Here is a 21,425-nt window from a genome sequence, read left to right as displayed (position 1 = left end):
GACCCTCTCCCTTAAAGGGAGAGGGAGTTTTTTCCCTCCCTCTGAGAGGGGGAGAGCTAGGGAGGGGGCTAATCCTGCGATTGCTAATTAGTTTGTTGTGGGTAACGGCCGTCTCCGCCTGCCAATCACCACCAACCCCCACAGCCACGCCGCAGCCGCCTGCCCTCAGCCAAATCACGCCATCGCCAGCGGGATACCCACTGCCAACAGCAACCCCACCCCAAACAGAACCATATCCCGCAGGCAGCCCCACCACCACGCTTATTTTTACCCCGCCACCCGCCGCCACGCTGGACGGTGAAGGCAGTGAGATTTTTCTACCGCTCGTTGGCGGGGATGAGGCGGCCACGGCCACGCCGCTCCCCCCCACCAACACGGCCGTTCCTTCGCCCACGCCCATCCCCACGGTGGACTTTACGGCCGTTCGCAATGAACTCGCCGCCCAGGGATTAACGCTGGCTCCCGTAAAAATTGGTTTCCACACCGGCATCGGCGGCAATAGCGAGGGGTTGGAAGCCTGGATGCACGCTCTGGACGCGGCGGGCATTCCCTTCTTCCTCAAAAGCGTGGACAACGCCCAGCCGCTCTTTGTGGCGCAAGAAATCATGCGGCAAAGCGGCGTGCCGCACGTGCTGGTTTACCGCCGCGCCTCGCTGGGTGGCTCCGATTACGACTGGAACGTCCCCAACTACAGCCTGCCGCCGGAGCAAGCGGCCGACCTCCATTGGCAAATGCACCGCGATGCCTTCCCGCCAGAGCTAGACCCTAACCTGGTTTGGCTGGAAACGATAAACGAGGTGGATAAAAACGTGGCGGAGTGGCTGGGGCAGTTTGCGCTAAAAACGGCTGAACTGGCACTGAACGATGGCTTCCGCTGGGCGGCCTTTGGCTGGGCCTCTGGCGAGCCGGAGCCAGAAGATTGGCAAACGCCAAGCATGGTTGCCTTTTTGCGGCTGGCGGGCAACAATCCCAACAGGCTGGCCATCGCCCTGCATGAATACAGCTATTTGGTAGACGACATCGGCCATGAATATCCGTACAAGCTGGGACGCTTCCAGACGCTGTTCCAGGTGGCCGACGGGCTGGGCATCCCCCGCCCCACGGTGCTCATTACCGAGTGGGGCTGGACGTATGAGACGGTGCCGCCGCCGGAGCAAGCACTGCGCGACATTGAATGGGCAGCGCGGCTGTATGCTCCGTACCCAGAGGTGAAAGGGGCAGCTATCTGGTTTTTGGGCGGCAACTTTGGCGAAATTGCTAATGAAGCCCAGCAGCTCATCATTCCTCTGACGCAGTTGAGCCTGCAAACCTATTTCAGCGCACCCCAGCCACCTGCTCAGGCTCCCATTGAGCCGGAGAATTACGCGCCATGAGCGAAAATTTTAAGAAAGCCACAGAGAACACAGAGGAAAATGAGGAGTTGAGTTCGAATTCCCAAACCTCTGCGCCCCCTGCGTCCAGTTCTCAAAAGGACGATTCCGCTCAAAAAGAGTCTGAGCAAACCAAAACTCAAGAGAAATCAACCTCCATCTCAAAAACCTCTGTGCCCTCTGTGGCAAAGAAATGGCCCCGAGCCATTTTGCACCTGGACATGGACGCATTTTATGTCAATGTGCATATTTTGGATCACCCGGAGGATGAGGAACGGCCGTTAGCAATCGGCGGCCAGCCAGACCAGCGCGGGGTGGTGGCCTCTGCCAGCTATGAAGCACGTAAACTAGGGGTACGCTCCGCCATGCCGATGAGTACGGCCTTTCGCCTTTGCCCCGAACTCAAAATTGCCCCCGCCAACTGGGAGCGCATTCACAGCAGTTCGCGGCAGGTGATGGCCATTTTGGATGCGTACGGCCCCGTCGAGCAGATGAGCGTGGACGAAGCGTATGTCGATTTGTCGGCGTGGGATGACCCAGAGGCGAAGGCGGCAGAGATTAAAACGAAGGTAAAGGCAGAGAGCCATCTGCCCTGCTCAGTGGGGTTGGCCAGTAGCAAACTCGTTGCCAAAGTGGCCTCTGACCATGAAAAACCGGAAGGGTTTACGGTAGTGCTGCCAGGGGATGAAGCTGCCTTTTTAGCCCCGATGCCCACTCGCGCCATTCACGGCATTGGCCCCCGCACGGCCGAAAAGTTAGCCAAGCTCAACATCCACACCTGCGAGCAGCTAGCACTGGCAGATTTAGGGCTGCTGCAAGGGGTGCTGGGCAGCCAGGGAGCATCGTTAAAGGAGAGGGCGCGGGGGGTGGACGGCCGTTCCGTCAAAGCAGAGCGGGGCATGGCCAAAAGCATTAGCCAGGAGTGGACCTTTAATCAAGATGTAAACGACCCGGCGCGGCTGCGGCAGCAGCTAAAAAAGATGGCGGAGCGCGTCGCCCAATCGCTGCAAAAGCGCAATTTAGTTGCTCACACCGTTACCGTGAAGTTTCGCTGGGCAGACTTCACCACCTTCACTCGGCAGCGGTCGCTGGAGGTGGGCATTGACGATGCGGAGACGATCTATGCCATTGCCGAAGCAATTTGGGAAGAGCATTGGCCCCCCGGCCAAAAGATGCGCTTGCTGGGCGTTGGCATCAGCAAAATTGAGGCTCCCCAAGTGCGTCAGCTTGGCTTCAAATTCCTAGAGTAGACTTTCACACAAAGGAAACCGTTTCCCATTGACATGCAATCTAACTTCTGTGTAAAACAGCCATAAAGATGGCTATAAAGGAGTGGTGAGATGGCAACAACCTATTCAATTGCTGAAGCCCGCAACCAGTTTGCCGCTCTAGTTCGGGATGCGGAAGAAAGTAAACAACCAGTTCAAGTAACACGGCGCGGTCAACCAGTGGCTGTCATCCTCTCCGCTGAGGAGTACGGCCGTTTGCTAGCCAACCAGTCAAAGCGAGATTTTTGATCAGCCTACAAGGAATGGCGGCAAAAATGGAACATTTCTGAACTGGATATGAACCCCGATGAGATTTGGGGTAATGTGCGTGACCAAACTCCGGCACCCGATAGCGATCCATGGCAATAAAATATCTTCTCGACACCAACATCCTTTCAGAACCTGTTCGCAAATCGCCAAACCCCTTTGTTGTTGAACGTATTGAAAACGCTGAAGATACGGTAGCAATTGCCACGACAAGCTGGCATGAACTGTTATTTAGGGTGCTTAGAATGACCGAATCGCGCAAACGGATTGCTCTGGAGCAATATTTGACGATGCTCCGTACGGAAGTGCCGATACTGCCGTATGACACCAGGGCGGCAACCTGGTTTGCTCAAGAACGTGCGCGATTGTCTAGAGAAGGGCTGCCCCCATCCTATCCAGACGGGCAAATGGCCGCGGTCGCAGCGGTGAATGATTTGATTCTGGTCACGCGTAATGTAGCCGATTTTGCAAAATTTTCTGATATGGAAATAGAAAACTGGTTTGAATGATGCTAATCGGCGCTGGCAATCTGCGCGTCGGTGCGGTTGAGAATGCGGCCCATGTCGCGGGCAAAGCCCAGCACATCCACGCGGGTCAGGATGAAGACGGCCGTCAGCAATCCCACCCCCTCCAGCAAAAAGATCAGCCCGTAGCCCAAACCCTCTCCAAGACCCAAGCCGAGCAAAAAGAAGTCACGCAGCGCACCGCCTGCAAACGTCCCTAATCCCTTGAACACCACCACTGAGATAGTCCACAAACCCAAATAGGCCCCGGCTTCTTTGTCTGAAGACATGACCGCCATGAGGCTGAGACCGCCAAAGGTATAGACGCCAAAGCCCGCCCCAAAAATGAACAGGGAGATTTCGATGAGCCGCACTTGCTGGAAAACGGCCGTGCCCGCCAACAAAACCATCCCCACGCCCATTGTCACCAAGCCGCCGCTAGCAATGCGACGCTGCTGTTCAGGCGGCCGTTTGCGCCACAAATACGCGCCCCCAACCAACGTTAGCACCGTTGCCGACTGCCAGTAGCTGTTGAACCGCGTCGTCCGCGACAGGGGTAAATCGAACAGTTCTGCGCCAAACGGCTCTAAAATAGCATCCTGCGCCCAAGCTGCAAAGGTCGCCAGCGACAAGAAGAAGAAAAAGCGGCGGGTGCGCTTATCCTGCCAAATCCGCCCAATAGTTGCTCGGAGGCTGCTTTGGTTCCGCCGCCGTTCAACAGCCGCCAACTCCTCTGCCAGACTGATTCCTTTTTGGCGGCGAAGCGACTTTTCAACGCCCCAAATGGAAAAAACCCAAAAGAAGCCGCCGATGATCATCGTTGCCAGAATCATCTCCCAAAAAATCAGGGGATCATATGTTTTCATCCATTCGCTGAAGGTAATGCCCACAATGGCAAAAAAGATGATGAGGATGGTTTCTGCGGTGCTGATGGCCAGACCCTGGCGAGCCTTCGGCGCGGAGTCGCGCACTAGCGCCAGATACGGACTGCCAGAAATGAGCGTACCAACGCCATACAGCAGCGACGAACAGCTGGCCAGCACCCAGCCCAGCCAATCAAAATTGCTGCCTAGCTCGTGAACGGCCGCAAAGCGCATCAAGCTCCAGCCCAGCAGCGGCAACGAGAGCACCATCAGCCCTCGCCCCAGCCAAATGTAAGATGTACGCCTCATGCCGAGAAACGGCCGTGTATCAGACCGATACCCCGCCCACAAACTCAACGGCGACAGCAAGTAGCGTAGCGCAATCAGCAGGCTCACCGGCGTTGCCGGAATGCCAAATTGCGAGATCATCATTCGGTTCCAAATGCTGGTAACGAGGATGTCTCCCATAGCGGAGCCGATTTGGAAGCTGCTCAGGCGGAGCAGCCGCCAAATGCTAAAGGTAAGCTGGTTTGGCTTAGACATGCAAAAAACTATAGCAAACTGCATAATTTTGGCAATAATTCTATAGATTTGCACAGATTTACAGTAACGATTCAGGTGACAGTCACCTTGATTAGAGAGGTTTGCTACAATGAGACCCTTTTTAGGTGACTGTCACCTCTAGGGCTCAACGCTTACGATTTACAGAAATTTCTAGATTGCAGATTTAGGCAATTGTGTCACAATTTGAATTTACAGATTTTGGGAGTGATTATCCCCGGGGCACAGGTGACAGTCACTTTTTTGTTTTGCCTGGATATTGCCCCGCTCGAAGTGACTGTCACCTCGAATTTAGTCACTTTCCAGATTTCTCATAATTTTCACAGGAGCTACAGATGACCACACACAAAACAGCCATCATTACCGCCGCTGGCAAAGGCATGGGAGCCGCCATTGCCCGTGCCCTAGCTGAGGCAGGCTACAATCTCGCTTTGCTTTCCCACTCAGGGGGCGCAGAGACGCTAGCTGAAGAGCTTGGTGGCTTTGGCATGCGTGGCTCAGTAACCAACCCGGCTGATCTGCAAGCGTTGGTGGAAGGAGCGATGGAGCGATACGGCCGTATAGATGCCGTTGTCAACAACACAGGCCACCCACCCAAAGGCAAGCTGCTAGAAATCCCGGATGCGGATTGGCACGCCGGGCTAGAGATGGTGATGCTCAACGTGGTACGCATGGCGCGCTTGGTGACACCGATTATGATTGAGCAAGGCGGTGGTGCTATCGTCAACATCTCCACCTTTGCCACTTTTGAGCCAAGCGCCAGCTTTCCAGTGAGCGCTTCCCTGAGGGCGGCCTTAGCCAGCTTCACCAAGCTGTACGCCGACCAGTATGCTAGCCAGGGCATCCGCATGAACAACGTGCTGCCTGGCTTTATAGACAGCTACCCAGAGAGTGAGACAATCACCCAGCGCATTCCGCTGGGCCGCTATGGCAAAGTGGCGGAGATTGGCCAAACGGTGCGCTTTTTGCTCTCCGAAGGGGCTGGCTACATCATCGGCCAAAACATCCGCGTAGACGGTGGCATCACCCGATCGGTTTAGATTTTTTGGCCACAGAGACCACAGAGGGATAAGAGAAATTCGCAGTGAAGACTACAAAAGTCTTATATTCTCTAGAATTAACACCATTAGGCCCAAGACTTTTGTAGTCTGGTTGCAGAGATTTTAGAGAACGCCTCATAACTCTCTGTATCCTCTGTGGCAAATTTAGGAAAAAATGATGGTAGAAACGGCCGTAACCAACCAATTCCTCAGAAAACTACAAATTGATACTAAAGTGGCCGAGCTGGTGCTGGTGAAATTTTTGGAAAACGAAATCGGCAAGACGGGCTTCCAAAAGGCAGTGTTGGGGCTGTCTGGCGGCATTGATTCGGCACTTTCCTGCTACTTGGTGGCAAAAGCATTGGGGCCAGAAAACGTGCTAGCCTTGCGTCTGCCGCACCAAGCATCCTCCGCAGAAAGTTTGGCTCACGCAGATTTGGTGATCGAAGCACTGGGCATCCGCAGCGAGACGGTGGAGATTACCGGCATGGTAGAAGCGTTGGCCGACGCCTCGCCAGCGATGAATGCCCACCGCAAGGGGAACGTGATGGCTCGCGCCCGTATGACGGTCATTTTTGACCGCTCCCAGCGGGAAAGCGCGTTGGTCATCGGCACCAGCAACAAAACGGAGCTGATGCTGGGCTACGGCACTATTTATGGCGATTTGGCCTCCGCCGTGAACCCGATTGGCGATCTGTACAAGACGCAGGTGCGGCAGCTTTCCCGCGCCCTGAGGGTGCCAGACGTGATTATTGACAAAGCCCCCTCCGCCGATCTCATCCCCGGCCAAACGGATGAGGATGATTTTGGCTTCAGCTATAAAACGGTAGACCAACTCCTCTACCTGATGCTCGATGAGCGATATTCAGAAGATGAAGCGGTGGCAGCGGGATTTGAACGGCCGTTTGTGCAGCGCGTGCTAAAGATGGTGCAGCGAAGCCAATACAAACGCACTATGCCCATCATCCCCAAAATCAGCGACCGCTCCATTACGCACGATTTTCGGTATTTGCGGGATTGGGGAACGTGATAATTGTAAATGGTAAATGGTGAATTTTTAATGGTTACTGATTGGGTTGTGCGGGGGCTGAAAATTGTCTTTGGGGCAATATTTTTGGCGTTTTTTGTTGGGCAAGCAGGAGCCGAGCCAGATTTTTGGGGGAAAATCGATCCTTTTTTGCTTGCAGAGTCCCAATCGGGCATAGCTGAAAACGAGGCTACTGAGGTTGAGTTTTTGGTGCAGATGGCCGTGCAGGCAGATTTATCGGCGGTGGCGGAGCTTGAAGGGAAGCTGGCTAAAGGGACGTTTGTGTATGAGCAGCTAACGGCCGTTGCCCAACAAACGCAAGCCCCTCTTTTAGCGCAGCTGGATGAATTGGGGGTGGATGATGTACGGCCGTTTTGGATTACAAATATGGTCTGGGTACGCAGCAACCCTGAAATCCTTACCACCATTGCCCAGCGCAGCGACGTGGCCATGCTGTACGCCAACCCCCAGGTGGCGCTGGATGTTTTGCCGCCGGAAAATGAGTTTGGCTTTAACACAACGGCTACGAATGCTGTTGAATGGAACATCAGCCACATCGGAGCCGATTTGGCCTGGAGTGCGGGTTTTACCGGGCAAGGTGTGGTTATCGGCGGGCAAGATACGGGCTATGATTGGGATCATCCCGCGCTCATCAACCAATATCGCGGCTGGGACGGCAACACCGCCAACCACGATTACAACTGGCACGACGCCATCCACACACTGAATTTTGCTAATATTTGCGGTGTTGATTCACCAGAGCCGTGCGACGATTTTGGCAGCAGCCACGGCACACACACGATGGGCACAATGGTCGGCAACGATTTGGCATCGACTGCAGAGGGCTGGCCAAATGATGCCGTTAACGCCATCGGTGTAGCTCCCGGCGCAAAATGGATCGGCTGCCGCAACATGGAAATCGGCAACGGCACACCTGCCAGCTACACAGAATGCTATGAATGGTTTGTGGCACCTTACCCCATCGGCGGCGACCCCATGACAGACGGTGATCCGGCCATGGCACCGCACGTCATTAACAATTCGTGGGGCTGCCCATCCAGCGAAGGCTGTTCGGCAGCTACTTTGGAAAGCGTGGTCAATAACGTCCGGGCGGCAGGCATCGTCACGGTGCATTCTGCGGGTAACAGTGGCCCTGGCTGCGGCACGGTGGACGATCCGGCAGCGACTTACCCAGCCTCGTTTACCGTGGGGGCAACGGATAGTGGAGACAACATCGCCAGCTTTAGCAGTCGAGGCCCGTCTGACTTCGATGGAGGGTTAAAACCAGACATCGTTGCTCCAGGATTGAGTATAAGCTCTACAATCCGTGTCGAACTTGGCAGTTACGGGCTCAATTCCGGTACGAGCATGGCTGCGCCGCACGTGGCAGGGCTGGTGGCCTTGCTCATCTCGGCCAATCCCAGTTTAGCAGGGGATGTGGACGGGATTGAAGCAATTTTGCGGGGTACGGCCGTTCCCCTAACAAGCTCACAAGGCTGTGGTGGCGATGGGCCAACTGATGTGCCGAATCATGTGTATGGCTACGGCCGTATCGACGCCCTCGCCCCCATCCTTCAACAATTCATCCACAAAACGTACCTGCCATTTTCCGCCAACGAATAATCCGGTAAAATCTCGTCGGGAAGAAAAAATTTGCGGTAGGGGCGAGGCAATCGACCCTAACCTGCCCAAAGCAAACACCCTCCCATTCGATTGCCTCGCCCTTATCTTTATGGAAGGGAAATAATGAAACGGGCCGTCAGTGTCAGTTTAGGCAGTTCCGAACGAGACAAAAAGGTAGAAATTGAGCTACTCGGCCAGCGCGTCAGCGTAGAGCGGCGCGGCACCGATGGCGACATCGCCAAAGCCACCGCCCTTTTTACCGAGCTGGATGGACAGGTCGATTGCCTGGGTGTCGGCGGCATTGATTTATGGATCAAGATGGAGGAAAAAACGTGGAACATCTCCGCTGCCCACAAATTGATTCAGGGCGTGAAGCAAACGCCCATTGTAGACGGCAGCGGCCTTAAAAACACGCTGGAAGCCCATGCCGCCCAAACGCTCGTGGCTAAGCTGGGCGCTGGCTACGCGCAAGGGCGCGCGCTGCTCACGGCCGCCATTGACCGCTACGGCATGACCAGATCGTTTGTGCAGCAAGGCTACGAAATTGCCTATGGCGATTTGATGTTTGCCCTGGGTATTCCTGTTGCCATTCGTAAATTTAGCACTTTCCAGCGGGTAGCCAAGCTACTGGCAGCCCCCGCCACCAAGCTGCCCATCAGCGTACTTTACCCTACGGGCGACAAGCAAGACCAGATTATTCCCAAATTCACCAAATGGTATGAATGGGCAACCGTCATTGGAGGGGATTGTCATTACATCAAGCAACATATGCCGGAAAATTTAAGCGGCAAGGTGATTGTAACCAATACAACCACGCCGAAGGATATGCAAATGTTTAAGCAGCGGGGGGTGACCCATGTTTTAACGACGACGCCTGTTCTGGACGGCCGTTCCTTTGGCACCAACATGATGGAAGCAGCATTAACGGCCGTTGCTGGCAAAAATCGCCCCCTCACCAACGCTGAACTGAACGAAATGCTGGCCGAACTTAATCTAAAACCAACCGTCCACAGTCTGGATGCAATCGAGTAAATAAAATCCACAGATTACACAGATTTCGCAGATTAAAAATAATCCATATAATCCGCGAAATCCGTGGCTAATTTCTAGAGGAGACAATAACCGAGTGACAACCATTAACTGCGTCGTGCTGGCCGGGGGATTACCAGAGCCAGACGACCCACTGTATGAAATGACACAAGGCAAAAGCAAGGCGCTGTTGGATATGAACGGCCGTACCATGCTAGAGCGCGTCGTGGATGCCCTGCAAAGCTCCCAAAGCATCGGCGAGGTTGTTGTCGTCGGGCTGGGGGATGATCTGGGTATGACTTTTCAACGCCCTGTCAACCACACGCCAGATTACGGCAGTATGCTCAAAAACGCACTGGGGGGCATTGCCAAAATGCGTGAACTCTACCCAGAAACCAATCTGGTGATGGTTAGCTCTGCCGACATCCCCACCCTCACCCCAGAAATTGTGGATGATTTCATTGAAAACTGTGCCCCTTACGACAAGGGCATGGTGTATAACTTTGTAGATAAACCAACGCTGGAAGCCCGCTTCCCCAATTCCAACCGCACTTATGTCAAGCTAAAGGATGGGTTGATAGCTGGCGGCGACTTAACACTCATCCAGGCCGATCTATCAGACACCAACCGAGACGTTTGGGAAGCGTTGACCAATGCCCGCAAGCACGCCTGGCAGCTTGCCCGCGTGGTGGGCTTCCGCTTTTTATTCAAATTTTTGCTGAGCCAACTCAGCTTTGCCGATATTGAGGATGCCGCTTTCCGCATTACGGGACGGCCGTGTCGGGTAATGCTTAATCCACACGCCGAAATTGCCATGGACGCCGACAAACCAGCCCAAGTTGAACTGCTACGAGCCGATATTAAATCAAGAGAAATCTATGAATCATAAATTTGTTGCTATTGAAGGGGTCATTGGCGTGGGTAAAACCACACTGACCCGCCTGCTGCAAAGTAAGTTTGAAAATGCCAGCGTTTTGCTGGAAGTGTTTGAAGAGAATCCGTTTTTGGCGGGTTTTTACCAGGATCGGGATAGTTTAGCGTTCCAAACGCAGCTATTTTTCTTACTCAGTCGCTACCACCAACAGCACGAGGCCGTGCCACAAGCGTTGCAAAAGGGGATGTTGTTTTCTGATTATACTTTTGCTAAAGATGAGCTGTTTGCCTGGCTCAATTTGAAGGATGACGAGCTGGCGATGTACGGCCGTGTCCATGCCGCCCTCGGTGAAAAAATCCCAAAACCAGACCTCATTGTTTACCTGCAAGCTGACCACGACGTGATTATGCGGCGCATTGCCCTGCGGGATCGGCCGTATGAACGGGACATGGATCCAAACTATATTAGCCAACTGGCGGCGGCGTACGAAGCCTGGTTGAGCAATGTGCAAGATACGGCCGTCCTCACCATCAACGTCAACAGCCTAGATTACCTCTCCAACCTGGACGACCTCGACCATGTGGCTGATCTCATCGAAAAAACGTTGGCGGAGCAAGCCCCCAGCCGCCCACCTGCCGACATGCCGCTTACGTTGCTGCAAAACGGCCGTCTACCCGACTTCCAAACCTTCCACCGCCAGCTAGACAGCCGCAAAGGCTTCGATCCCGATCTCTTCTTCAACTACATCCTGCTCACGGAGGAGATGGGGGAGATTGCCAAAGAGTTGGTGAAAATTTGGGGGGATGGCAAGCGTTTGGTGGCAGACGGCCGTTCTGCCAAAGAAGCCCATCAGCTTGCCATCGAGAGCCACCGCGCCAAGCTTCGCAACGAGCTGGCCGACTTGCTGGCCTACACCCTCAAGCTGGCTAACTACACTGGCATCGATCTGGAAAAAGCCTACCTGGAAAAGATGCAGAAGAATATCGGCCGTAGCTGGCCGAAAGAGCGGACATTACCTGTTCGGGGATGAGGGCTCGGCAAAACGCTCAGCCTCAAAATGAGGCCGAGGGCTTTGGTTGCCAAATTTTCACTCTAGATGAGGTAAATTATGGGTTTTCTGTTTTATGTTGTTGAATGGCTCTAAACGTCAGGAAGAGGGCAATAGCGTGCAAAATGACAGATACGCCCACAATAATAAATAGGCGGGCTGGCGTGTCTGCAATGCGGAAGGCATCTATAAAGTCCAACGATTCACGCAACAGCGCGCTGCCTAAAGCAACCGCATAAGCACGGGCATCCTTAATCATAAAGATGGCAATCCACGAGGACAAAGCCATTGCTAGCTCACGTGCCCCCCAAGACAAAATCGAGTGTGTGGGCGCGCCAACGCCGGAGGGGGCAGAAAACGAGTCGGGGGAAAACCAAGCCCATAAGCCAAGCACTGTGGCAATTAATCCGGTTAAGAACGTAATAACTATAACAAATGTAGGTACTTTAATTCTCATTTTTATCTCCTTCAATTCTTCTATAAATTTTTATCAGGGAAGCCAAATTCCACTGACACTCTTTACCTGGACTCAGTTTTAAGCTATTGGATTTAGCATAGGCTCAACCTCCAAAGCGAATTGGGCTCTGTACAAATTTATATTTGCGCTGTGTTATTTGATTCTATGACTTTGTAGCGTGTGAATTAATTTGTGATTTTGTCTAAGATACCTGGCTCAAAGGATACAGGTATCTGGATTTCACAAACTGTTTCTTCAAACTTACCCGGTGATGGTGGGACGATAAACATTTCTCGTACCGGATTTCCCATGTGGTAACCGTTTGCTTCGATCCACCGCCCCACATTGGCGTAACTGGCAACTGCTTTATCTGGACCACCTACGCGCACGACACAGGCAGCCATCTCAACGCGGGGCAATATTCGCGGAATGAGCTCATAACCGCTGCTCAATGGCAATGTCATATCCAAGGCATCGTTGAGCAAAAAACCCATTTCTACATCAACATTTTCGTAAAGAAAGGCATTTGCATGGAAAACGGCCGTAAAATACCCCAGCTTCTTTTTTGAAACACGGCTTGGCAAGAGCCTCCTCATTTCGCCAGTAATCTTCCCAACTTTGCGCGTATCAGGCAGAACTGCTCGAAATCCAAAAAAAGGTTGCGCCGGAATCTCTTTGATTACAACATCATCGTGGGACATGCCCCCTTCCCGCTCAATCTGACTCAGTCGGGCGTCAATAAGACGCAGGGTTGCAACCGTCTCGCTTAACTCTTGCTCCACCTGCGCCTTCTTTAAGGTCAACATACCACGAAGTTCATCAACCGATACCTTTTCCTGAACCAGTTGTTTTATCTGCTCTAATGTCAACCCTAAATCTTTCATTGCCAAAATGCGGTTGAGATCGGGTAGCTGAGTTGCACGATAATAGCGGTAGCCTGTAAATTGATCGATATATTCGGGCTGAAATAAACCTATTTGATCGTAATGCCGTAACTGTATGATAGTCGTTTGGGCAATTCTGCTGAATTCGCCAATTCTAAACATATCTTCACCTCATTACGCTCAATTATAAAGTCTCTGGTAGCCAGAGAGTCAATACTCAATATCCATCCTAATTTATGCTTCCTGAGAAGATAAAAACCGTAAGCTAGCGCCAATGGGAACCCAGAACAGTAGACCCCCTATTTGCATTTTCTAAAAACGCAGGAACTTATTCGCTGGTTTCGCTTCTTAGGAACATCATCAGCGAGGCAATGCTAACAACAAACAGGATAATTGCGGGAATCATGTTACGCACGACTCCGCCGTTGGAACCATCGGCGATGAGGCTGACAATTCGGCCAACAATGGACAGAAGCAAAAACAGGATGGTGAAGCGCAGTGCGCCAGTTTGCTGGCTGATAACGGTGTGCATGATGAGCAGGATGCCAAAGGTTAGAAACGCGCCCCCAATTAAGGCACGCACATTTGCTAGACCCAATGAGCTAACTGCCTCGAGCCCGCCACTTTCCATTAAACCAGCGGGCAAAAACATGTACCGAACACCAAAAATTAAGAACAGGAGGGCAACTAGCCCGGCTAAACCTCGTGCTGCATTTCTCATGATTTTTTCTCCTTAATTTGTTTTGTTATATGAGCTTGTTTGAACTGAAACGGCCGTGCACGCAACAACCTTTCCCGTCTCAGCATAAACCTTTCGCACATTACGCTTTTGGCTTATCGTTCTCGGCAAAATGTTTCAATTCACCAAGCAAACTTTCAGCACCTTTGCCAAGTTGTCTACTCATCATGCCGCCCATCAATTGCCTAAAGACAGGCATCAAATTGACGTCTGCATTCACCTGAACCGTTGCCTGGTCAGACCCCTTTGGGGTAACGCTCCAGGTGTTTTCAATCTTTCTCACGAAAAATGGAATCTTTGAATTTTCAAAGGTGAACGAAAACTTACGTTGATCATCATCGAAAGACGTGAGCTTCTCCAACGTGTTGCCGATGCCTTTGACGTTGCATATGCGTCCGCTGCCTGTAGGCATATCGGGAATCGCCTCTGAATCCAGCACAACGCTTGCCCATTCGCTGATGTTGTTGAAATCGGTGCCGAGAATTTTCCAAACTTTGTCGGCTGAAACATTTACGGTTGTTGCTCTTGTAATTTGCATGATTTTCTTCCTTATTCGTGTAAAAGCGGGGAAATTCTTGAAAATAAGAAGAGTCACCTCTCCCGCTTTTACTTGAGCAAATCGCACCAAGGCGGTTTTGCATAATTTAAGAATCTTCTTGTGATTTGCTTGGTTGCCTAACCCGGGCAAGGCTGCATCAAGCATAGCGAGCCCCTCCAAACTGAATTGATGTTTGTAAAGAGCGTATTTAATTTATTGAAATTAGTTGGACTTTATGTCAACGGCCGTTCCATCAAAGTAACCGGCAGCTGAATTTCACACACGGTTTCTTCAACCCGCTCCGGGTTTGGCGGCACAATAAATACTTCTCGCACATTGCCTGCCATTTCATAGCCATTGGCTTCCATCCAGCGCCCCATATTGGCGTAACTCTCGTACCCGTCTGGCAATGTACCAACGCGGACGGCACAAGCGGCCGTTTCCACACGGGGCAAAATATTCATGGTCAGTTCAGGCCCGCTGCGTAACTGAACGGCTTCATCCACACCCTCGTTGAGCAGAAAACCAATCTCAATATCAACGCTTTCTAGCTCAAACGCTTGAGAATGATAAACGGCTGCGAAGTGACTTAACGCTTTTTTGGGAAGACGACTTGGCAGCAGTTTTTTCATCTCCTTGAGATATAGTTGCGACTTGCGAATATGCGGCAATGTTTCCCGAAAGCTAAAAAAAGGTTGTGGCGGCAACTCCTTTAGCACAATATCATCTACAGCCATTTCACCTTCTTGCTCAACCTGGCGCAGCCTGGCCTCGATATGATGCAGGCGTTCAATCTGTTGATGCAGTTCCTGCTCGACCTGCGCCTTTTTGAGTGACAACATGCCGCGAATTTCATCGGCCGAAACATCGTCAGCAACCAGCCGCTTAATTTGCTCCAGCGTGAGCCCTAAATCCTTCATGGCAAGAATGCGATTCAGGTCAGGCAATTGGGCTGCGCGATAGTAGCGGTAGCCAGTAAACCGATCGATATGTTCTGGTTGAAATAACCCTATCTCATCGTAATAACGGAGTTGTTTAACGGTTGTTTGGGCAATTCTGCTAAATTCACCAATTCTAAACATTGCTTTCACCTCATTGCGATTGAGTATAAAGTCTCCCGTGGCTGGAGAGTCAAGAGCCAATTTCAAAATTGCTCGATTTTCAAATTCTCTACCTCTAGCCATTGGCTTGTTTCAATTGGCAAAGTTCCCCAACGGAAACGGCCGTTTGCCGTCGCCACCATATATTGATTATCCATCCAGCAAACGAACCCCAGTGGCCCACGCGGACTAAATGGCGTTTGGTGGATGAGACGGCCGTTTACCAAAAAGTCACAGCCAATTTTTCTCCAATTCAACTGATAATCTCGCCACTCTGTCATCGGTTCGGCGATGGGCTGAAAAGAAATTTGCAGCTTTTTTTGCACCCATGGCCAGATTTTGCGGCGCAGGCTGGAAAATTGGTTGAGCAGCAGAACTGGGGGAGCCAGAGGAATCAGGCTGATAGCTCGCCAGGTTGTGGCATCCAGCGTGGCGGCAAACCAGCCTCGCCCTGGCTCAGATTGCGCCAGCGGCAAATCGTTGGGCGGCGAGCCAAAGAAGAACCAAGTGGCTTGCGGCAACATAGGCCAGGGCACCGTCGGGTCGCCAAACGGCGCGTTCCAGAAACCAAATCCGGCCGTTCCCACCAATTCGTTTGCCTCATGCGAGAAGCGGGCACGCAAGGTTAGCTGCGTTCCTGGTCGCCACGGGTATGCCTTGCGGCGGCCAACACAGTCGTCAATCTGGGCATTGGCATAGCCAGCCTGGGTAATTGGCAAATGAAATTGAAGCAGTGTGGTGGCAAACGGCCGTTCCCCCCGCACCGTTCCTCCATTCATCTCTAAAACACGAAATTGGCACATAAATTCAGGTTGTCGCATTATCCGGTTGGGTAATAATCAGGTATAATTGCAGCTTGCAAGGAGATTATTTTTTATGGAAATTACCTGGTATGGATTAAGCTGTTTTCGCTTAACTGAACGCAAACACGCCTCGGTGGTCACAGACCCGTACAATGGCAAATTGGGGCTGCCCGGCCTAAAGCTGAAGGCAGATGTTGTAACGGTGAGCCATGATGCACAAGGGCATAATTATGGTGCGGCCGTTAGCGGGACGCAACATAAGCTGAACGGGCCTGGCGAATATGAAATTGGCAATGTGTTCATCACTGGCATCATCACCAAAAGCGCTGCCCACGCCAACAGCAACGTCATCTTTCTCTTCGATTATGCTGGCCTCAAAGTGGCTCATCTGGGCGATTTGGACAGAGTTCCCTCCCAGACAGAAATCGAAGCTTTGGAAGAGGTGAGCGTTTTGCTGCTGCCTGTAGGGGGTGGCAATAGTCTCAATGCTGCCCAAGCGTCAGAGCTCGTCTCGATGCTAGAACCAAACATTGTGATACCTATGCACTACAAACTGCCTGGTCTCAAGCTGGAGCTGGAAGAAATTGACCGGTTTCTAAAAGAAATGGGTGTTACTGACCCCACTGAAGAAGATAGTTTGAAGATTTCGCTCTCAAATTTGCCAGAAGAAACAGAAACTGTCATCCTGAAGCCAAAAATATAGGGAGGGAGCATGGGTGCAAAAATTTTAATGCGCTGGGATGTGCGTCCTGAAACCGAGTCTGAATATTTTGAATTTCTGGTTCATGAATTTATCCCAGGACTCAATAAATTGGGCATTGATGATATACAGGTCTGGTATACACAATATGGCGATTGTGAGCAAAAATTAGCCACCGGTATTGCCAGCTCCACAGAAAAGATGCAGACAGCGTTAGCAAGTCCTGGCTGGAACCAGCTCAGTGACAAGCTGCAAGGCTTTGTAGAAAATTTCAGTCAGAAAGTAATATCTGCGACTGCTGGCTTTCAAGTCTAACGCAATTTTGGCAAACAAAAAGCCCGCCGATGAGAGCGGGCTTTTTTTGTTGACTAAACGGCCGTTTTCTCACTTTTCTTTTTACTCTCGGTAGTAGCGGCCGTATCGCTGGCTTTGCTGTCGCTACCCTCTTTCGCTTTTTTGTCTGCTGGCGCGGTGCTACCATTTTCGCTTGTTGCGCCATTGGCCGATGGCTTAGCAGAACTCTTCTTGCCCCGACTATCGGTCACGTAAAAGCCGCTCCCCTTAAACACAATCCCCACAGAATTCATCACTTTGCGTAGGGAACTGTCCGTTTCACATTTCGGGCAGTCTGCCAAAGGATCATCAGACATGCGCTGCTTAATATCAAATTGGTATTCACAATGATTGCATCGGTACGTATAAGTTGGCATTTTTCTTTCTTCCAGCAAGCTAATTTTTTCTTAATTTGTCAAAATCCGGGCGACTTTTTATTTTAACGGCCGTTCTCTCATTTGACAACCAGACGGCGACTATGCTACAACCATTTTGTTAATTTTTTATTAGCACAATCACCCAATTTTAAGGGAGACTCCCATGACAATAAAAGAAGCACAAGCCCGTATTAAAGCCCGTGTGTGGCAAGCTGTGGCTCAGACCGAATTAGACCTGTCGGCTCTCGATAAAGAAACATTGAATTCGTTCGTAGAGCTAGTCACAGAATCTGCTCTGCTAGAAATTGATAGTGAGCTGGATGTGTCCAATCTAAAAATGTCCCCACAACAGGCCGATGAGGATGATGACGAATTTGGTGAGGAGATACTTTGGCAAGGACGGCCGTTGCTCTCACTTGTGTTTTACTACACCGTCACCAACGAACGCATCAAAATTACCTCTGGTTTGCTGGGCAAAACACACGAAAATGTGGAGCTCATTCGCGTGCAGGACATTGACCACAGCCAAACCTTTGGCGAGCGTATGCTGAAAATTGGCGACATCACCATTCGCAGCCACGACCCCAGCCACCCCGAAATTGTGCTACGAAACGTGCAAAACCCCAGCGGCGTTTATGAAATCCTGCGCCGCGCCGTACTCAATGCCCGCAAGCGGCACAACTTTAGCTACCGGGAAGAGATGTAGACGGTTAAGCGTCGGCAAGCTGCCGCAGGCGGGGCATATCCTTCAGCACTACCTGCTTGCGGGCAATGCTGATAAGTCCGTCGGCTTTGAGGTCGTTTAAGGTCTGGGTAACGGTTTCGCGGTAAGTGCCAAGCATCTCGCTTAAATCCTGGTGGGTGTAGCCGGTGACAGTTTGCCGCCCGCCTTGTTCTTCCTGCAGCTTGAGCAACAACGCTGCCAGCCGTGTGGGAATGCTTTTGAATGCAATATCTTCAAGATGTGCTTCCAGTTGCGTTAGACGATTCCCCAACGCTTCTACAAAGCGAAACGCCACCTCCGGCTTTTCTTGCACCAGCCGCTCTACGTCTGAGCGGCTCATCACGCACAGTACGCACTCATCAACCGATTCAGCAAAGGTATTGTGCATCCCCTGCCCCACCAATGACATTTCGCCAAAGATTGCGCCAGGGCCAAGCGTGGCGACAACCAATTTCTTGCCATTCGGCGCAATGCGGTAAAGCTGCACGCGCCCCTTTTTGAGCAAAAATAGCACTTCGCCACTGTCTTCTGGCATGTAAAAAATCTTGCCGGGCTTGCAGGTGGACATGGTTACTTGCCGATCCATTTGTGCTAGCTCGTTGGGGGTTAAGTCACGAAATACCTGAATGTTGGAAAGATAATCTACCTTTGCACTGTTTAGTTGGGGCATCTTTTTGACCTTTTGATAAGCGTTCAGTCCCAGAGGTGACAGTCACCTAAAAACGGCCTCGATGTAGCAAACTTCTGATCGAGGTGACTGTCACCTGATAGTTACGCCTTTTGCTTATGTTTTCTTTTATTTTGGTTGATGGTTTGGAAACGGCCGTTCTTACCCCATCTCACCGTTTACCACAAACAAAGCCGCCAACCGCCGCCGCAATGATTCTCTAGTTGGGTTCCCTAACGAGATTACCTTCCCATCAAGAAGGTATGTGGGAACGGCGAAAACGCCATCTGGCATTGGCTCCTCCTGGGTGTCTACACAGCGCAGCAGCAGGTCTGGAAAATGAGGCATGACGTCTGCCAAAATGCGCTGCGTCTCTTCACAAGACCAGCAATCATCAGAGATGTAAACGGTGAGTGTGTGTGCCATGCAGGCATCGTAACATGGGCAAACGGCCGTTTACGTAACCCCAGTTACACATCTGGCAAGCTAAACCCTACGATAGCCCCGCCCTCAGGTGCATTTTCTGCCCAGATACGGCCGTTGTGGGCTGTCACAATTCCCTTCGCAATGGCCAAACCCAGGCCCGCCCCGATGCCCTCCGCCCGGCTTCGCGCCTGTTCGCCACGGTAAAATTGCTCAAACACGCGCTCCAAATCTTGTTTGGCAAAGCCAGAGCCAGAATCTTGTACGGTGACGATGACTTCACTTTTTTGGCGCACGGCCGTAACCACTACCGTCCCACCGGCAGGCGTGTAGCGCAGCGCATTGTTCACCAAATTGGCAATGACCCGACCAATTTTAGGCGCACACATCCGCACCAAGCCTAAGTCCGGGGCAACCGTACCGCGCAGTGTCACCTCATGTTCCAGCGCTAGTGCCTGGAACATCTCCAATGTGTCAGACACCAAATCACCCAGCGCATGATCGGCCATCTGCATACTTAAACCGCCTGCATCTAGCTGTGCCAGCTCAAACAGATCATCAATGATGTCGTTCAACGCAATAATGTCGCTGCGAATCGTTTTGTAGTAGCGCGTCACCGTTTCTGGATCATCCACCACGCCGTCGTGCAGTGCCTCGATCATGGCGCGAATGCTGGTGAGCGGCGTGCGTAAATCGTGCGACGTCCAGGCGATGAGGTCTTTACGCATTTGCTCTAGCTCTTCTCGCTCCTGCGCCGTCTGCTGAAGTTGGGCTGCCATCTCGTTGAAGGTGCTGCCAACCATCGCCACCTCATCCCGCCCGGAAATGGAGACCCGCGCTTTCAGATTGCCCTCGGCAATTTGCTGTGCGGTGCGTGCCAGCTGGCGCAAGCCATCCGTGACGCTGGCGGCCACAAAAATGCCAAAGGTGGTGGCAATAATCGCCGCAAACAGCAGCAAAATGCCGCTTAAAATTAGATCATGATCTTTGCTAAAAAACATTTGCTCAGACATGAGCCAGACGTTGGCCAGCGTCAGCAAACCAGCCCAGCCATACGTTAGCACCAGTGTCAGACTCAATGAAGGAGACCGCGCCAACCCACGCCGGTACAAAATGTACCCAAGCGCCAGCGAAATGAGGGAAGAGATGCTCAACCAATACATGAGGGTAGTAATTTCCTGCACAGGAGCCTGCATGAGCGCCGCCATGAGGATGGCCACCACCGCCAGTGCCGCCACAATGCCCACTGCAAAAATGCGCCAGGGAGCGCGGCTGAGGGCATCGGCGTAATTATTTTGGGGAATGCTGTTTACCATCTGATTTATCCGGGATCAAATTTATAGCCAACGCCCCAAACCGTGAGTAGGTGAGATGGATCGCTGGGATCGACTTCAATTTTTTCGCGTAAGCGGCGAATGTGAACGGTAACTGTGCTGGGATCAACGTACTCCGAAAATCCCCACACGTTTTCAAGTAGCTGGTCGCGCTTAAACACTTGGCGGGGATGGCTAACCATAAACCAGAGCAGATTAAACTCGGTAGCGGTGAGATCAATGGTCTCGCCGCGCACGGTGACAATGCGCGTTTTGGGGTCAATAGAGAGCTGGTTGTACTGCAACGGCCGTTCTCCCTTCTCATTCCCGTTGCTACCCCGCGTCCGCCGCAAGACGGCCTTCACACGAGAAACAAGCTCTGCCGGGGAAAACGGTTTGGTCACGTAATCATCAGCACCCAGTTCCAGGCCGTAAATACGGTCGGTTTCTTGCCGCCGGGCAGTTAGCATAATGACGGGCACGTCAGAGCCCGCATCGTCTCGCAAACGGCGCACAATTTCCAGGCCGTCAATTTCTGGCAACATCAGGTCTAACACCACCAAAGCAGGCAGTTGGTCACGAATGGCGTTTAGGGCGGAACGGCCGTCTCGCGCCACGCGCACCGTAAACCCTTCTCGCTTCAGGTAGAGAGCCACCACTTCCACAACGGAAGCTTCATCATCCACCACCAAAATATCGCCATAGTCGCTAAATGATTGATTAAGCGTCATTATGTATGTACTCCTACCTAATTTTTTAACCCAAATTTATTACGACACTCTTACAGGCCACTGAGGGCATGAGCGGTTAATGCTTTTGTAAGAAACCAGGCGCGCATTTGTCGAACCGATCTGTTATTCTACAGTTTAGATATTATGCCGACTGGATGATTGC

25 protein-coding genes are annotated in these 21,425 nt (G+C 51.9%); 13 read left to right on the top strand and 12 right to left on the bottom strand.

All coding sequences use genetic code 11. The features are described from left to right. Positions 1–80 precede the first annotated feature (80 nt). The 4 genes from ACOQPM_RS22830 (at position 81) to ACOQPM_RS22815 (ending at position 3,414) form a co-directional block, all read left to right on the top strand. Positions 81–1,373: a hypothetical protein gene (locus ACOQPM_RS22830; RefSeq protein WP_420630698.1), complete on the top strand. Its 1,293-nt coding sequence runs from the start codon at positions 81–83 to the stop codon at positions 1,371–1,373. A gap of 179 nt (positions 1,374–1,552) precedes the next feature. Beyond that, positions 1,553–2,620, top strand: a complete 1,068-nt coding sequence (gene dinB, locus ACOQPM_RS22825; protein WP_420630697.1) for a DNA polymerase IV — start codon at positions 1,553–1,555, stop codon at positions 2,618–2,620. A 90-nt stretch (positions 2,621–2,710) separates the two neighbouring features. Continuing rightward, positions 2,711–2,887 carry a type II toxin-antitoxin system Phd/YefM family antitoxin gene (locus ACOQPM_RS22820; protein WP_420630696.1) on the top strand — a complete coding sequence of 59 codons (177 nt, stop codon included), beginning with the start codon at positions 2,711–2,713 and terminating at the stop codon, positions 2,885–2,887. A gap of 110 nt (positions 2,888–2,997) precedes the next feature. Continuing rightward, positions 2,998–3,414, top strand: coding sequence for a type II toxin-antitoxin system VapC family toxin (locus ACOQPM_RS22815; RefSeq protein ID WP_420630695.1), 417 nt, complete (start codon positions 2,998–3,000; stop codon positions 3,412–3,414). A gap of 2 nt (positions 3,415–3,416) precedes the next feature. Here the strand turns inward: ACOQPM_RS22815 and ACOQPM_RS22810 are convergent, their stop codons facing one another. Then, positions 3,417–4,814, bottom strand: a complete 1,398-nt coding sequence (locus tag ACOQPM_RS22810) for a BCD family MFS transporter (protein ID WP_420630694.1) — start codon at positions 4,812–4,814, stop codon at positions 3,417–3,419. Positions 4,815–5,167: 353 nt separating this feature from the next. On the opposite strand from ACOQPM_RS22810, the gene ACOQPM_RS22805 reads away from it, so the two are divergent. The 6 genes from ACOQPM_RS22805 (at position 5,168) to ACOQPM_RS22780 (ending at position 11,455) form a co-directional block, all read left to right on the top strand. After that, positions 5,168–5,872, top strand: coding sequence for an SDR family oxidoreductase (locus tag ACOQPM_RS22805; protein ID WP_420630693.1), 705 nt, complete (start codon positions 5,168–5,170; stop codon positions 5,870–5,872). A gap of 175 nt (positions 5,873–6,047) precedes the next feature. Continuing rightward, positions 6,048–6,902: an NAD+ synthase gene (locus ACOQPM_RS22800; RefSeq protein ID WP_420630692.1), complete on the top strand. Its 855-nt coding sequence runs from the start codon at positions 6,048–6,050 to the stop codon at positions 6,900–6,902. A gap of 30 nt (positions 6,903–6,932) precedes the next feature. Further along, positions 6,933–8,522, top strand: a complete 1,590-nt coding sequence (locus tag ACOQPM_RS22795; RefSeq protein WP_420630691.1) for a S8 family serine peptidase — start codon at positions 6,933–6,935, stop codon at positions 8,520–8,522. A 123-nt stretch (positions 8,523–8,645) separates the two neighbouring features. Further along, the gene (locus ACOQPM_RS22790; protein WP_420630690.1) at positions 8,646–9,554 is read left to right on the top strand and encodes a quinate 5-dehydrogenase; all 909 of its coding nucleotides are present in this window, start codon (positions 8,646–8,648) and stop codon (positions 9,552–9,554) included. A gap of 94 nt (positions 9,555–9,648) precedes the next feature. Beyond that, on the top strand, positions 9,649–10,440 hold the full coding sequence (locus tag ACOQPM_RS22785; protein WP_420630689.1) for a nucleotidyltransferase family protein: 792 nt from the start codon (positions 9,649–9,651) through the stop codon (positions 10,438–10,440). Next, complete coding sequence (locus ACOQPM_RS22780) at positions 10,430–11,455, top strand: deoxynucleoside kinase (protein ID WP_420630688.1); 1,026 nt, start codon at positions 10,430–10,432, stop codon at positions 11,453–11,455. Before ACOQPM_RS22785 ends, ACOQPM_RS22780 begins: the two co-directional genes overlap by 11 nt. Positions 11,456–11,531: 76 nt before the next feature. Here ACOQPM_RS22780 and ACOQPM_RS22775 read toward each other — a convergent pair whose 3' ends face one another. The 6 genes from ACOQPM_RS22775 to ACOQPM_RS22750 form a co-directional block, all read right to left on the bottom strand. Next, positions 11,532–11,930 carry a hypothetical protein gene (locus ACOQPM_RS22775; protein ID WP_420630687.1) on the bottom strand — a complete coding sequence of 133 codons (399 nt, stop codon included), beginning with the start codon at positions 11,928–11,930 and terminating at the stop codon, positions 11,532–11,534. 185 nt (positions 11,931–12,115) lie between these two features. Then, positions 12,116–12,976, bottom strand: a complete 861-nt coding sequence (locus ACOQPM_RS22770; RefSeq protein WP_420630686.1) for a MerR family transcriptional regulator — start codon at positions 12,974–12,976, stop codon at positions 12,116–12,118. Between the two features lie 166 nt (positions 12,977–13,142). After that, positions 13,143–13,535: a DUF4345 family protein gene (locus tag ACOQPM_RS22765; protein ID WP_420630685.1), complete on the bottom strand. Its 393-nt coding sequence runs from the start codon at positions 13,533–13,535 to the stop codon at positions 13,143–13,145. 100 nt (positions 13,536–13,635) lie between these two features. Continuing rightward, a complete protein-coding gene (locus ACOQPM_RS22760; RefSeq protein WP_420630684.1) occupies positions 13,636–14,256 on the bottom strand; it encodes an SRPBCC family protein in 621 nt (206 codons plus the stop codon). 68 nt (positions 14,257–14,324) lie between these two features. Continuing rightward, positions 14,325–15,173: a MerR family transcriptional regulator gene (locus ACOQPM_RS22755; RefSeq protein WP_420630683.1), complete on the bottom strand. Its 849-nt coding sequence runs from the start codon at positions 15,171–15,173 to the stop codon at positions 14,325–14,327. 62 nt (positions 15,174–15,235) lie between these two features. After that, positions 15,236–16,012, bottom strand: coding sequence for a hypothetical protein (locus ACOQPM_RS22750; RefSeq protein WP_420630682.1), 777 nt, complete (start codon positions 16,010–16,012; stop codon positions 15,236–15,238). Positions 16,013–16,067: 55 nt separating this feature from the next. On the opposite strand from ACOQPM_RS22750, the gene ACOQPM_RS22745 reads away from it, so the two are divergent. Together ACOQPM_RS22745 and ACOQPM_RS22740 are read left to right on the top strand one after the other, a co-directional pair. After that, complete coding sequence (locus tag ACOQPM_RS22745; protein WP_420630681.1) at positions 16,068–16,697, top strand: MBL fold metallo-hydrolase; 630 nt, start codon at positions 16,068–16,070, stop codon at positions 16,695–16,697. 9 nt (positions 16,698–16,706) lie between these two features. Beyond that, positions 16,707–17,009: a hypothetical protein gene (locus ACOQPM_RS22740; RefSeq protein WP_420630680.1), complete on the top strand. Its 303-nt coding sequence runs from the start codon at positions 16,707–16,709 to the stop codon at positions 17,007–17,009. A gap of 53 nt (positions 17,010–17,062) precedes the next feature. Here the strand turns inward: ACOQPM_RS22740 and ACOQPM_RS22735 are convergent, their stop codons facing one another. Then, the gene (locus tag ACOQPM_RS22735) at positions 17,063–17,404 is read right to left on the bottom strand and encodes an FmdB family zinc ribbon protein (protein WP_420630679.1); all 342 of its coding nucleotides are present in this window, start codon (positions 17,402–17,404) and stop codon (positions 17,063–17,065) included. Between the two features lie 163 nt (positions 17,405–17,567). Here ACOQPM_RS22735 and ACOQPM_RS22730 point away from each other — a divergent pair, with 163 nt between their 5' ends. Continuing rightward, on the top strand, positions 17,568–18,110 hold the full coding sequence (locus tag ACOQPM_RS22730; RefSeq protein ID WP_420630678.1) for a PH domain-containing protein: 543 nt from the start codon (positions 17,568–17,570) through the stop codon (positions 18,108–18,110). Positions 18,111–18,114: 4 nt separating this feature from the next. Here the strand turns inward: ACOQPM_RS22730 and ACOQPM_RS22725 are convergent, their stop codons facing one another. The 4 genes from ACOQPM_RS22725 to ACOQPM_RS22710 all read right to left on the bottom strand — a co-directional run bounded on the left by ACOQPM_RS22725 (position 18,115) and on the right by ACOQPM_RS22710 (position 21,262). Continuing rightward, the gene (locus tag ACOQPM_RS22725; RefSeq protein WP_420630677.1) at positions 18,115–18,798 is read right to left on the bottom strand and encodes a Crp/Fnr family transcriptional regulator; all 684 of its coding nucleotides are present in this window, start codon (positions 18,796–18,798) and stop codon (positions 18,115–18,117) included. A gap of 159 nt (positions 18,799–18,957) precedes the next feature. Further along, complete coding sequence (locus ACOQPM_RS22720) at positions 18,958–19,221, bottom strand: hypothetical protein (protein ID WP_420630676.1); 264 nt, start codon at positions 19,219–19,221, stop codon at positions 18,958–18,960. 44 nt (positions 19,222–19,265) lie between these two features. Further along, positions 19,266–20,534: a sensor histidine kinase gene (locus ACOQPM_RS22715; protein WP_420630675.1), complete on the bottom strand. Its 1,269-nt coding sequence runs from the start codon at positions 20,532–20,534 to the stop codon at positions 19,266–19,268. Between the two features lie 5 nt (positions 20,535–20,539). Next, positions 20,540–21,262, bottom strand: coding sequence for a response regulator transcription factor (locus tag ACOQPM_RS22710; RefSeq protein ID WP_420630674.1), 723 nt, complete (start codon positions 21,260–21,262; stop codon positions 20,540–20,542). Positions 21,263–21,425 lie beyond the last annotated feature (163 nt).

Origin of the sequence: Candidatus Leptofilum sp. (assembly GCF_965223525.1) — a bacterium.
In the GTDB taxonomy this organism is placed as follows: domain Bacteria; phylum Chloroflexota; class Anaerolineae; order Promineifilales; family Promineifilaceae; genus Leptofilum.
The sequence above is the reverse complement of the archived record's forward strand: the minus strand, read 5'-3'. Positions and strand labels throughout refer to the sequence as shown.